Origin of the sequence: Paraburkholderia sp. JPY419, from assembly GCF_050435705.1 — a bacterium.
GTDB classification, from domain to species: Bacteria; Pseudomonadota; Gammaproteobacteria; order Burkholderiales; family Burkholderiaceae; genus Paraburkholderia; species Paraburkholderia youngii.
Window position 1 is genome coordinate 226,812 of the sequence record NZ_JBNDKV010000001.1, and the last position, 12,527, is coordinate 239,338.

Here is a 12,527-nt window from a genome sequence, read left to right on the forward strand (position 1 = left end):
GACTCCATGCGCGGCAAAGATCCGTCCCGCCGCCGCTACGCGTATTTGTCGCCAACTGTGTTGCGAACAGGATGCGTGTCGTAAACGATGATCATCTGCTTGATGCGGCCGCTTTCGTCGAACTCGAATACGTCAACACACTCAAATTTCACCGCAGAGCCGTCTTTCAGCCCCCAGTCGTAGACGAAATAACCGGTCGCGCGTCGGGCACCCGTCGTGCTGACGCAGATATCGATGAGTGTGATCCGGCTGTCTCCCGATGCTGCATCAACCTTTGAAAAGAAGGGCGCGGGGTGCATCCAGCCGAGAAAAGGCGAGAATATCTGTGCGTCCGCGGCGAACAAGGCGCAGATTGCAGCGACATCGCCGCGCTCCAGTTCGCTCAGGTAGGTGCGAATCTGCCGCGTGTATAGTGCTCCCGATGATGAATCCACAATCGTTCTCCGAAGGTTTGTTGAAAGATCTGCCCGCACTAAGGCAGCCGATCTGACGCAGCCACGATAGCGACGCAGCGATGACCGAACAATCGAAAAATTCGCAAACCGGGTATGCGAATCGTGCATATCCTCTGGCAGACCTCACGCGCGCTTTGCCTCCACTGTCTGCGTACCAGGCGTTCGTCGCTGCGGCAGAACTTGGCAGTATCAGCAAGGCCGCTGATCATCTGTGTCGAACGCAGGGTGCGGTGAGCCGCCAGGTCCAGCAGCTGGAAGCCCACTATCGATGTGCGCTGTTCGTGCGCCACGTCTCAGGGCTGACGCTGACAGCAGAAGGACATGCTCTGTTGACGGTGGCCGTGAACCTGCTCACACAACTGGTTCGACACGCAGACGTTCTTGCACAGTCCGCGTCTGTTCTCACCGTGCGGCTACCGTCCACATTTGCGATTCGGTGGTTGCTGCCGCGGCTGTCAGTGATCAATCTCGCGCTGCCCGGGACAGAGTTGCGCATCTATACATCGGCAGACGATGCGCCCAATTTCACTACGCCCGACGTCGACGCCATCGTTGTGCGTGGAGCCGGACATTGGACGGGTATGAACGCGATACCGTTGTTTCAGGAGCGCCTGACGCCGATGTGTACGAGCGAACTGGCCGCGTCGCTGAAATCCGTAGCGGACCTTGTTCGCGTCAATTTGCTCCATCCGGGACAGGACCGCGGCGAGTGGCGATGCTGGCTCGATCGTGTCGGAGCGACCCACGTCGACACCGAAGGTGGGCTCGTCTTTGATACCCTCGAATTAACGCTCACCGCCGCCGCACAGGGACTTGGCGTTGCTATTGGCGACCCTCGGATGGCGAAGGAACGCCTCGAGGCGGGGGCACTCGTCATGCCGTTCAATGAGGTTGCGCAAAACGGTCTGGGCTACTTCCTCGTCTTTCCCTCGCAACGAGCCGGACAAATCAAGATTCGCACACTCGCTGACGTCTTGACGCAGCTCGCGCAAGAGGACCCGTCGATACCGGGCCGATAAGCGCGCGCCAAGTCGCTCAACTCCACCGGCGCCAACAGAGCGAAGAAACAGCAGTAAAAAGGGCGTCATCGAATGCACGTTTGTCGATGCGTAGCGGCCTTTTGACTGTCCGAGCGAAGCGCCGGGCAAACGTCAGTTCATGGCCGAACCCGGTCCGATGACGGGAGGCTCCAGAAAGTTACTGAAAATGGGATGACGACAACTTAGCCGGGGATGCCAAAAAAATCCGGAGGAGGATCTGCTCGACACGCCGCGCGCCCGATTCTGACCTCGCTGCCTCGAGCGGCGTGCGTCCACCCAGCTCAGGATGCTCGGTCGTGAGCCACGCAGCGGCGTCCCTGTCGGATTGCCACACGAGCCTCAGCACCTGCGCGAGCCGGCGCGCCAGGTGACTGGCAATCTCACGGCGCCAGCCAGTGCCGTGATGGATCGCTCAAGACGCTCCGCGTTAGCGGGCGAGCGCAACAGGTGCGCCGTCTCGCTGTCCTCTCGCGACACCGACACTCCATTCTTTTGTTCCCAGGCCGGGAAACAGCTCCTCATCAGGCGAACCAGTCGCTCGTTAGGCACCGCGGCGCGTTCAGGGCTACGCGGAACGCTCCGAACGCCTCTGGCGACAGGGGCAATCGATGCGTTCCGACGAATTCGTTGCTTGCCTTGGGCTCGTCAAATTCTTCGCGCGAGCCGAGCTCCGGGTCTACGACCTTGATCCACTCGCCAAGGGTCTCCTTGACGCAGTGCTGGCACAAGTCCAGGCTCAACTCGTTGCCGTCACGAACACCGAACCAAAGCCGCCGCCTCAGGCAAGCGACACCTTCTCGTACCACTCATTGTCGTCACCTCCACAAGGACGTCGTTGCCCGACGGCGCTCAGATCTCAATGCGACGAGGAGGTATCACAAACCGGTTTCCAAGCTCATGTTGTCACCTTACATGTAGCTCTACGTGGCCACCCACGCGGCAGTAAGCCGAGCCGCACCGCTGTAGCTGTCGGCAACCGTAGCAGCACCGTGTCGACTGGAGACCCGGCCAGCGAGCCGCCGCGGCCGACGCCAACGTCGAGTTGCACACCGTCGAGCTCCAATTACACGAAGTCCTCGGCGTCCAGGAGCTCCTCATACAAGTGCCAGCCGGGCGCGCCGTCCTCCCGCTCTTGATGCTCGATTGTGACTTTTGTGCTCATGGCTCCTCCGACCCGCCCTCGTCGGTCTTCTTCTGCGACAGGCGCCACAGCTGCTCGATGCCGCGCTGGATCGCGTCAGGATCGGACCACTTCGTGTCACGTTTCCAGTCAGGAGGCAGGATGCCAAGCTGCCGCGAAGTCCCGGAGGGCAACTCTAGCCGGACTGCCCGCTGGTAGGGCCCGTCGATCATCGTGATGTCGACTTTCACACCCTCGAACTCAAGGTAGACGACATCGTCCGCTTCAAACAATTCTTCATAGATCTGCCACGGCGGCAAATCGCCGTCCCGGTCCCGGCTGTCTATATCGCAAACTTTAGTCTGCTGCATAAGCTTAACGCGCGCCCCCAAGAGGACAGGCACCGGTTACTTGGAAAAGTTCTGAGGCTAGAACCGGATTCGCGCGATAGCACGGATTGGACGATGCTGCTTAGTTGGCTTCGCACGATTGCCCCTGACGTCTTTACCATCGACCCCGAAAGCGACGCCGAGGCAATACATAATTTAACTGCTGGTGTAAAACGCCATGTTGCGGAACTTTTTAAAATTGCTTTTGAAAAGGAATTTCCGAACGGAAAGGTCGTTAATTACCCAGCGTTGGAAAGGGCTTACAGGAGCCGGGAATACGCGACTTACCGCGATGATGTGGAAGACTTGTCTAAACTGGCGAATGCTGACGTTCGAAAGAGACGCAAGGACTTGCGCTGCCCGATTGAGGCGGTGGTAAACCTGTCCGACGACCTGGCCGGCGAACTGGCACGCCGGGGCCTGGTCGGCCGGTGACGACCATTCCGTGGGAGAAGTATCGGGGCTTTGCCGAGCGGTTAGTCAAACAACTGTCGGGCAATTACGGCGATGAACCTAAAATTGCGGCGCATGTCGGATTGTCGAGCGAGTGGTCTTGCGTCGGCACAACGCGGCGGAAATGGTCGGCGCTCCAATGGATGATGTGGATCGAAGACAGGCCGTCTACGCGGGCTTTTAAAACAGAAACCGCGAAGTCTGCAGTGGCGCGATGCTGGACGTTGACGCTGTCGAGGAATGCGGCCAGATAATAGAGGAATACTGATGGAGCGATAGGTCACGCGACGCGCCGAACAAGAAGTCATCTGCACGGCCTGCGGTGCGATTGCCATGTAATCCACGTCCCGAATGAAGTCCGCACGAAGTCGCCGCGTTTCCGAAGGGGTCGTTCCGAGCATGCGACCAGAAATCCATGCGATGGACGTATTTCAGCTGGCGTACGATCGAAGCCTATCGAGCGCCGTCTTGAAGCTGTCGGTGATAGTCGTCGGTCTCCGCGTGGTGATATCGACGTACACATGCGTGAAGTCGGCGATTGATGCTGTGTCACGACTCATGCTGCTTGGAGTACCCCAGGAACTGGCTTCGTCGCTTGCAAACGTTGTCCAACGGGAATACCCCGCAGCATCGTCGCAAGATTTGAGTAACGAGGCAGCGCGTCGCTATTTTATAAGGAAAGCACCTGCAGAATCGTTAAAGAAGTCCGAACCGAAATCCAGGGAGAAGATTCTCTCATAACGGTATATCAGTGATGGATTTGGCTGTCACCGACTCTGAACACTGACGGTCTTACCGGGTGCAACTATGGTTCCAGTGAGGTGACGGCCCTGCCACGACAAATCGCGGGGCGCACCCTGAGGGGCACATGGGTACCAACTCGCAACATGCCTCAAGTTCCGAGCGCTAATGACGGAATCTGTCGAGACTTGGCTGGGCGCTTCGCGGGCGAGAAACATTAGGGTCAGCGTTATGCGGGCGTCACGTTCTCTTATCGAGGGTTGCGGGCAGGGAGAGATGCGATGGCTATTGCACGCCAGAGCCGACATTGGAGCGGGCTGGATTTTAGGTCAGCAATGTGGCGGATTGCCGACGGTGGAGCTATCGAGCGGCCGGACGCCTGCTACCTGCATCGCCGAACTCACACTCTCAACCATCAACTGCCTTTGGAGCCGGCACCGCAGGCTCGTTATTGTTCACATTGAGTGGGACGATCTGGGCGCGGCCGCCTGGCAGGATATCGGCGAGATCGGGGCTTGTACCGAGCACACCGCAGAAACGAGCGAATTTCTATAACCCGGAGGCGGTGGCCCTGGATGCTAATGTGGCGGGTCCGTTACTTCGCGACTACATCCTTCGCCTGAACATCAATCGTCGGCTGGGCTGCGGCTGCATTAGTGGTCGACGGTGACCCACCACCCATGCCTTCCTTGAATGCTTTGAAGGCACCGCCCAGGTCGGAACCGGCGGTACGTAATTTCTTGGTGCCGAAAACAAGCGCAATAATGGCCAGAACGATTAGCCAATGACCGATGCTGAGACTTCCCATATCAAACCTCTAGAACTAGAAAAACGTTGAACGATGACGCGCAGCTTTTCCGCACGTCCCGGAAATTAGTAGCGGGTTCCGGTGTAGCCCCCATTGTCAAACTCCGAAGCGATCCCGTCTCATTGAGCCAATTGCGCAATCGAAACCGTGATTGCCGCCACCAATGTGCCGCCACCAATGCGTGTCACCCGCAGACTCAAGAAAGCTCCGGTCGTCCCAGCCGTGATTTGCGTTCGCAGCGTTCGAAGCGTTCGCTGCCGACGCAATTGCGGACCTTCTCAAACGCAGAAGCCAGGTGTGAAAACGCTAGCGTTCACGCACATTCGGCATATCGAGACATGCTAGTGCCGGGACGATCGCGAATACCGACTCTGGCGTCCGCATCGGCTCAGGTGTCAGGATTCGCTGCGACGAAGCTCTGGAACGCACCGTAAGTCGGCTGGATCGGTACCAGACTGTTCGAGACGATGCCGAACGTCTGGTCACCACTCGTCAAGTCGTAGTACATCACTGACTGAACCGCAGACGTCTTGCGCGCCGCATAGAATTCGCCGAGCTGCTGACTGACGTAGGTCGCGCGGAACGCTTCGGTATCTTCGGGGGCGGCGTTCCATTCGGAGATGATGAACGGCACTCCATAGCGCGCCTTGCAGTAGATCGGCAGGTTGAAGCCTGGACCGGCACCGTCCGAGCCTACATCGAAGATATCGCCATAAGGCTGGTAGTTGTGCCACGTCGTGATGTCCCAGCGAACCTTAGGGTAACCGCTCGTTCCATCCGGCTGCAGGCCATCCCAGAGCATGTCGGAAGCGGCGACGTCCGCCACGCAGAAGTTGATACCGCACTTGGCGTTCGGCTGCACGGATTTGATGCCATCGATCATGCCGCGCATCGCGCCGCGCATGATCGGCCAGTTCGCGTTGTTGAAGTCGCCCCTGCCTGTTCCGGCTGTTGCCGAATTCAGGATGATCGCCCCGTCGCGGGTCAGTTCATTGCCACATTCGTACATCGTGACGCCATACGGCGCCAGCGCCGTGGCAATCGCCGCAGCCCCTGAGAATGAAGCCTGATAGGCCGCCGATTCACTCGTGTACAGGTTGTTGTTTGTGTCACGGAGCCCGTATTCGACGAGCGGGAAAAGCGTCAGTCCGGCGGACTTGAAAGCGCTTGCCAGGGCTACCAACGCGTTTATCTGGGTCGGCGTATTGAAAACGCCGACGCGATACGTCGTGCATCCTAGCGCACGCAGCGCGCCGACGACCTGCGCGGGCGTAAACGTATAATCGTAGTGCCCGTTGATGCCGTAGAACGCGCCCGGCGTCGCCGCCGCGGCGATACGCGGGTCCGTACACGGTAACCAGTTGCCGTTCCATGTCAGGACAGAGAACTGCCCGCCCGTCCCCGACTGGTAGATCATGCCGCCATACCACAACAGCAGGCTCACGTTGGAGGAGGACGGATCCTTGACCTTGTTCTTGTAGATATAGCCGTTCGAAAGCGTCCAGATGTTGCTGGACTTGTCGATGATGTAGGCGGCGGACGGAATCGTCGTGCCGTCTGCCGAAGTGCCGCCAAGGCGCGGATCGATACAGGACGTCCATCCCGACCCAAGCCACTGATAGAAATTGCCGCTCGTGTTTTCCTGGTACACGCTGCCGTTGTACCACAGCAGCATTGTGACGTTGTACGAGTAGGGGTCTTTGGTCCCGTTCCTGTAGATATACCCGTTGGAGGTCGTCCACACGATGCCGGAGGCGTCGATAATGGACGTCGCCGGCGGGGTTGTCGTGCCGTTGGCCGAAATATTACCCCCGACCCGCGGATCGACAGCGGGTGTCCAGCCCGTCCCAAGCCATTTGTAGAAATCCCCGCCCGTGTTCTGCTGGTAGACGCTGCCGTTGTACCACAGCAGCAACGCGACGTTGTACGAGTAGGGGTCTTTGATCCCGTTCCTGTAGATATACCCGTTGGAGGTCATCCACACGATGCCGCTGGCGTCGACAATGGACGCCGCAGGCGGGGTTGTCGTGCCGTTGGCCGAAGTGCCCCCGAGGCAGGGATTGGAAGCCGGTGTCCATCCCGACCCAATCCACTGATAGAAATCTCCGCTCGTGTTCTGCTGGTAGACGCTGCCGTTGTACCACAGCAGCATCACGACGTTGTACGAGTAGGGGTCTTTGGTCCCGTTCCTGTAGATATACCCGTTGGCGGTCATCCAAACACTGCCGCTGGCGTCGACAATGGCGGACGCCGGCGGGGTTGTCGTGCCGTTGGCAGAAGTCGTACCGTTGGCCGCAATGAGGCGCGGATCGACAGAGTTTGTCCACCCCGTCCCAAGCCACACATAATAATCCCCGCTCGTGTTCTGCTGGAAGACGCTGCCGTTGTACCACAGCAGCATTGTGACGTTGTACGAGTAGGGGTCTTTGGTCCCGTTCCTGTAGATATACCCGTTCGAGGTCGTCCACACGATGCCGGAGGCGTCGACAATGGACGCTGCCGGCGGGGTTGTCGTGCCGTTAGGTGAGGTGGATACGCTGGCGTTTGCCTTGGCCGCACTGCTGTTGCTGCCAGGCGCAGTGGCGTCGCTGTTGCTCCCGCCACCGCACGCCACCAGTACATAGCTGCTTGCAGCTGCCGTCAGGCAGCCGAGAAATCGTCGTCGATTGATCACAGAAATAATCCGCAGCCGGAAGACCCGGCCAAATTCAGTTGGTAAGCACTCGAGTCACACGGGTCTGACGTGCGCCAGAAAGTGGTTGCACCTTTTAATTCGGTATGCTTATCAAACCGCTGCAATACGATCGGACGACGGCTCCCAGGCGTTCATCAAGGCGCCGCGTTTTCTATCGAACTGCTTGTCGGAGGGATTTCGATTACCGGAGCGATCCTCACTTGACCTGCCTTTGCGCAGTCAGCGAGCGAATTCGCAAAAAGGGAATAAGCGACAGTGATTAGGTAATTCTTACCTTTTCGAGCGTCTCATCAGGTAAGAGATACTACTGGATGTCGGCAGGAAGTGGGCCGGAGGTTAGAGCACGGCGGAAAATAGGTTGATCTTTCCGACAAAAAGGCGCCCGCAGGTTACTTTTTTCGCGGTCTGCGAATCGGAAGCGACGAACGTCCAGAGGGTGGTGGACGATGAGCACTGTTCCACGGGGCGGTCCTGCCTGCTCTGCGGCTGCGACGCTTCCAATTCCTTATCTTTCCAATGATCTTGGGGAGCGTTCAGAGCCGAAAGTGACCTTGCCCCTGTTTCACGAATCCCATAGCTGAAGTGTGTTAGCTGAAACTCGATCTGACAGGTAGTCTGGGCCGATAGAAAAGACGCGATCAATGGGGAATGAGTTTCTCCCTGGCGAGTTGCAGTGAATCGAGAAAGGTGCGCATCGGGGCCTTGCCGTAACACCATCGTCCCTGATGTTCACGTTCATTGTTGTACTGGTCGAGCCACGCATCAAGATCAGTCTGCAACACGTCTATCGATTCGCAGATCTTCTTTCGGAAGGCCACACGATAGAACTCGTTGAGCATGGTTTTGTGCAGCCGTTCGACGATCCCGTTGGCCTGCGGCGACTTGGCCTTGGTACGAGTGTGATCGATATCCTCCACGGCCAGCTACAGCTCATATTCGTGATGCTCGGGATTGCCACAGTATTCCGTGCCGCGATCGGTCAGCACACGCAGCAGCGGGACAGATATGCTGTTGTTGAATGAAAAGATTGCGAAGACAACCTCCTCGCGTAGCTCTAGAACCGTTTTTTACTTGTCCTCGTTATGTTCGTTTTCCAACACAACACAAACAACACAACAGGTTTTTTCCCCAACGTGCGTACCAAAAACATATGGCCCATCTATCATCTTCCTTGCACTATCAAAAAATGACAGGACCTATGAGAGACCCTGCCGTGAGCAAGTTCGCAAAACTGTTGACTTCGTTGTGTCCGCAACGAAGCGCCCGCAACTGCCGGAAAATCATACGGGGAGCAGCTGGCCAGATTCCCGAAGCTTTGTCGAGCAGTAGCCGCGACGCTCACCAGCCGGACTGACGATTAGAACGGTCGAGTCGGCAAGCCGTTAAATGCAATCGTCGGCACAGTGGGCTCTGGTCGGAAATTGGAAGGCCACGCGCCTCAAAAAACGATCACCGACCGCCGGCCAGGAGTCGGTCCGCGAAACCCTCATAAGGAAGTGAGGCCCGTCATGAGCATGCTTACCATCACCGCTCGCCAGCTCTTGTTATATAGCCACACCCTCGTCTTCGCCTTCGCCATCGCGCGCGTGTTGCGGGAAGACGTGGCGCTGCTCACAGCTCGGCGCATTGATGCCGTCAGACTGGAAGCCACCGGACGTACCATTGCAGGGTTGCTCGGCCTGCTCTGGATAACGGGCGTCGCTATGATCCTGCTTGGCACCGGCTTACATATGGCTGTGCTGGTCTCCAAGCCGAAGCTGGCTGCAAAGCTGACAGTGGTATGCCTGCTGACGGCGAACGGCTTGCTGCTGCATCGAGTCGCGTTTCCGATGCTGACCACACCGCAGCGTCGCCCACGTCGGGCGGCGACGATATGCGTCTTGTTGGGGGCCATCAGTTCGGTGTCGTGGCTCTATGCGTCTTTTGTAGGCGTGGCGCGCCTTATCGCCCCGGCGATGTCCTATACGGCCTTTCTAGCCTTGTACGGGGTGGGGCTGGTGGGTGGGATCGGGATGGCGTTGGCGGTGGCGCGGCCGCGTGTGGAGCGGCTATTGGCTCCGTTGTCCGGCGGGGACGTGGTTGTCGGTTCGGCGCCAGCAGGACGATTGAGCTTGCCGCCTTTTTAGCTCGACCCTGAAATAGCGCCGCACGCAACGCCATGCGGTCGTCCAAGTCGAGCGCGGGCCTGGCGATCTACGTCTCAAGAAGCCACTCGCGTTAAAGGAGTTGCTGCGCGCGATAGATGAAATAAGCGTGGCCACAAAATTGGGATGGCGGATCAGGAATGACCGTGCTTGCTGTCGTCTCTGACCTAGCGGTTTCTATGCAGTCCACGGGAATCCAAAGTATCCGAAGCGCACCAGTCCCAGTGTCATCGATGACTGGGCTGCGCAATTGACGGGTTGGCTCCGGGCGGACAGTCATCGACCGAAGCGTGACCGGCGCACGGCGCGCTTCATGTTCGAGGCAATCCGTGAACAGGGCTATGCCGGCAGCGATGGCCGTGTCAGCTCGTTCGTGCGGCGCTGGCGCGAGCGGCAGGCCGAAGCGCCGCGCAAGAAGGCCGACCACCTTGTCTTCGCTGGCAATAAAATCGAGAGGTTCGAATCGTCCGATGCCGGCTTATAGTCAGGACCTTTGTTCAGGCGGATGATGATTGAGCCGCCGAGATGCGTGCGAGGACTGATGCCGCCCGCACGCATAGCCGCAGTTACTGATCGAACGAAGCGATCTGGCCCGTGCGGTCGTCGAGAATCAGACGTCCCGCACGCGGACCATGGTCAAAATCGAAGAACCCGTTCAACGACCCCGCAACCGCATCCGCGGAACCGCCGCCGATAGGCTGCAGGTTCCAGTTGTGTTCGACGAAACGAATGATCGAAGACTGGTCGGTCACCTGATGGTCGATGTAGTTGGTCCTGGCCCACGGCGATATCACCAGCAGCGGCAGCCGGGGGCCGTAGCCGCAGCGCCCGTTCTGGGTACCGCTTGCAGGATCGTTGGCCTTTGGCTGACCGCAGTTTCCGGGCGGGAGAAGCTGGTCATCCAGCACGTTGGACTGGAACACGATGGGGCCCATCACATGGTCATACCATCCATCCGAGTCGTCGTAGGCGACGATGACCGCGGTCTCACGCCACTCCGGTGAATGCATGAGAGCGTTGATCACATCGACGACAAACATCTGTTCGTCCAGCGGATCCGAATATCCGGCGTGGCCGTCCTGGAACGCTCGTGCTTTGAGGAAGCTCACCGCCGGCAGGTTGTGATGCGCGATCGCTGTGTAGAACCGATTCAAATCGTATTGATGATTGGCCTGATCCAACTTGCCAATCGCGGCATCGGAACTCGGTGGCAGGTGCTGCGGATTCTGCGTGCTCTTCCAATACTGGAAAAACGCATGATGGGGGATATAGTCGACGACACTGGCGCCGGCGACGTTGTTATGGGTCGCCGCGCAGTTGTCGAAGCCTCCCATGAACGCGCCCCAGGTAAGACCAGCGGAATTCAACCGATCGCCAATATTCTCATCTGACATCGTGATCTGAGTGCGCTTGGGATCGGAGCACTTGTCACCGGCCGGATCCGGATCGCCAATGACCGCTCCGCTGGTGCCGCCATTGGCAATGTTGCCGCTCGTCAGAATGTTGTTGGTGATCGTTCCCATGTAAGTCGTGCCGGCCACGAGGTTGAGAAGACCGGGCGTTGACGGACCGAAACTCGTTCCGAACGAGTTATCACTCATCGCGTAATGCTGCGCATAGTTCCACAGCGCGGTGACGGTGTTGCCGTCGTAGTAGCCCAGTGTGCTGTTCGGACCGAGTATCGCATCGTTGCAACTGTGCGTGAGGAAGCGATCCATCAATCCACCGTGAAACGCGAACTGTTCGTCGCTGTAGCCGTGATCTTGATCGCAGGTCACGGGTACGCTGCGGTCAATCCGGAACGGATTCTGGCCGTTGGGATTGTTGGTCAGCAAGCCCGCGCTCAATAGCGTATTTGGCCTTGGCGTATCTTCCTTCGGGTTGCCAAAGTAGCGCGTGCCGTCCCTGTTTGGTTTCGCGTGCGGATAGGTGCCGAAGTAGTGATCGAAGGAGACGTTCTCCTGAAAGATCACGACGATGTGCTTGATAGGCGTTCTGGTGGAGGATTCACTATCGGAACGGGCGGGTGTCGAGAGCAGCAGTCCACTGCTCACCGCAGTTACCAACAGTGCGGCAAGGGCAATTCGATTTGGTTTCGGCGTTTCCATTTTCGGACTCTTTCAGATTCATTGCCATTCGACAGGATTGACCCATCAAGCGATTTGTTGAGGACGACACGGCAGTCAGCTTGCGAAACTGCGATGGAACCAGCGTGAGAGGCTCAAGTCAGCGTAATCAGGCGGAATGGCATTTTGGTGACGCTGCTTCAATATTTTTGCGTACCCAGCATTCACAGCGTGGCGCGGTGGCAGTCAAACGTCAGATCAATCCTCGTCTAACCATTGCGGTTCCACGTTTCGGGTAGGACGTATCTCTACCGGCGTTCGTGAAGCGGCTGCACCGTGGCCGGCGCGCACTCGTTGCATCGCTCGTCAGCGATTGCGTAGGAAAACTATGCTTTTCATCAAATGAGGTGCGCAGGCTAACCCCGCGAATGGCTGCCGAATAGCTGCTCAGATTCCGATCGAGGCCACGCGCTCGATGTCGTCCATCTCGACAGTTTGTCGGGAGGAGTTGGTACTGCTGTCGATATCGCCGAACTTCGGCCGGGTGGCTTCCGAAATGCGAAGGCCGGCCGCGTAGGCAGCGATCAGTACGGTGCGATGCTTGACGCTACGGACC

10 protein-coding genes and 1 pseudogene are annotated in these 12,527 nt (G+C 58.2%); 4 read left to right on the forward strand and 7 right to left on the reverse strand.

Annotation, left to right across the window (positions count from 1 at the left end; translation table 11 throughout):
* Positions 1-35 precede the first annotated feature (35 nt).
* Positions 36-434, reverse strand: coding sequence for a nuclear transport factor 2 family protein (locus QFZ91_RS01070; RefSeq protein WP_429565920.1), 399 nt, complete (start codon positions 432-434; stop codon positions 36-38).
* An 80-nt stretch (positions 435-514) separates the two neighbouring features.
* Between QFZ91_RS01070 and QFZ91_RS01075 the strand changes: the two genes are divergently transcribed.
* Complete coding sequence (locus tag QFZ91_RS01075) at positions 515-1,474, forward strand: LysR substrate-binding domain-containing protein (protein WP_429565921.1); 960 nt, start codon at positions 515-517, stop codon at positions 1,472-1,474.
* A 178-nt stretch (positions 1,475-1,652) separates the two neighbouring features.
* On the opposite strand, the gene QFZ91_RS01080 is transcribed toward QFZ91_RS01075, so the two are convergent.
* Both QFZ91_RS01080 and QFZ91_RS01085 read right to left on the reverse strand, forming a co-directional pair.
* The gene (locus QFZ91_RS01080; RefSeq protein WP_429565922.1) at positions 1,653-1,841 is read right to left on the reverse strand and encodes an MbcA/ParS/Xre antitoxin family protein; all 189 of its coding nucleotides are present in this window, start codon (positions 1,839-1,841) and stop codon (positions 1,653-1,655) included.
* Positions 1,842-2,653: 812 nt separating this feature from the next.
* Positions 2,654-2,986, reverse strand: coding sequence for a hypothetical protein (locus QFZ91_RS01085; protein WP_429565923.1), 333 nt, complete (start codon positions 2,984-2,986; stop codon positions 2,654-2,656).
* Positions 2,987-3,079: 93 nt separating this feature from the next.
* Between QFZ91_RS01085 and QFZ91_RS01090 the strand changes: the two genes are divergently transcribed.
* Positions 3,080-3,439, forward strand: coding sequence for a hypothetical protein (locus QFZ91_RS01090; RefSeq protein WP_429565924.1), 360 nt, complete (start codon positions 3,080-3,082; stop codon positions 3,437-3,439).
* Between the two features lie 1,354 nt (positions 3,440-4,793).
* Here the strand turns inward: QFZ91_RS01090 and tatA are convergent.
* The 3 genes and pseudogenes from tatA to QFZ91_RS01105 all read right to left on the reverse strand — a co-directional run.
* Complete coding sequence (tatA, locus tag QFZ91_RS01095; RefSeq protein ID WP_429565925.1) at positions 4,794-5,006, reverse strand: Sec-independent protein translocase subunit TatA; 213 nt, start codon at positions 5,004-5,006, stop codon at positions 4,794-4,796.
* A gap of 388 nt (positions 5,007-5,394) precedes the next feature.
* Positions 5,395-7,680: a hypothetical protein gene (locus QFZ91_RS01100; protein ID WP_429565926.1), complete on the reverse strand. Its 2,286-nt coding sequence runs from the start codon at positions 7,678-7,680 to the stop codon at positions 5,395-5,397.
* Positions 7,681-8,339: 659 nt separating this feature from the next.
* A pseudogene (locus QFZ91_RS01105) lies at positions 8,340-8,699 on the reverse strand (integrase core domain-containing protein); the annotation flags it as partial.
* A gap of 510 nt (positions 8,700-9,209) precedes the next feature.
* Between QFZ91_RS01105 and QFZ91_RS01110 the strand changes: the two are divergent.
* Both QFZ91_RS01110 and QFZ91_RS01115 read left to right on the forward strand, forming a co-directional pair.
* Positions 9,210-9,827 (forward strand): hypothetical protein, encoded by a 618-nt coding sequence (locus QFZ91_RS01110; protein ID WP_429565927.1) that lies wholly within the window; start codon positions 9,210-9,212, stop codon positions 9,825-9,827.
* Between the two features lie 331 nt (positions 9,828-10,158).
* Complete coding sequence (locus tag QFZ91_RS01115; RefSeq protein WP_429565928.1) at positions 10,159-10,329, forward strand: hypothetical protein; 171 nt, start codon at positions 10,159-10,161, stop codon at positions 10,327-10,329.
* Positions 10,330-10,411: 82 nt separating this feature from the next.
* On the opposite strand, the gene QFZ91_RS01120 is transcribed toward QFZ91_RS01115, so the two are convergent.
* The gene (locus tag QFZ91_RS01120; RefSeq protein WP_429565929.1) at positions 10,412-11,953 is read right to left on the reverse strand and encodes a phospholipase C; all 1,542 of its coding nucleotides are present in this window, start codon (positions 11,951-11,953) and stop codon (positions 10,412-10,414) included.
* Positions 11,954-12,527: the final 574 nt, after the last annotated feature.

What these genes read in the sequence shown, in the direction of transcription:
- QFZ91_RS01075 (WP_429565921.1), top strand. Translation starts at nt 515, where the DNA reads ATGACCGAACAATCGAAAAATTCGCAAACCGGGTATGCGAATCGTGCA.
- QFZ91_RS01085 (WP_429565923.1), bottom strand. Translation starts at nt 2,986, where the DNA reads ATGCAGCAGACTAAAGTTTGCGATATAGACAGCCGGGACCGGGACGGC.
- QFZ91_RS01090 (WP_429565924.1), top strand. Translation starts at nt 3,080, where the DNA reads ATGCTGCTTAGTTGGCTTCGCACGATTGCCCCTGACGTCTTTACCATC.
- tatA (WP_429565925.1), bottom strand. Translation starts at nt 5,006, where the DNA reads ATGGGAAGTCTCAGCATCGGTCATTGGCTAATCGTTCTGGCCATTATT.
- QFZ91_RS01110 (WP_429565927.1), top strand. Translation starts at nt 9,210, where the DNA reads ATGAGCATGCTTACCATCACCGCTCGCCAGCTCTTGTTATATAGCCAC.
- QFZ91_RS01115 (WP_429565928.1), top strand. Translation starts at nt 10,159, where the DNA reads ATGTTCGAGGCAATCCGTGAACAGGGCTATGCCGGCAGCGATGGCCGT.
- QFZ91_RS01120 (WP_429565929.1), bottom strand. Translation starts at nt 11,953, where the DNA reads ATGGAAACGCCGAAACCAAATCGAATTGCCCTTGCCGCACTGTTGGTA.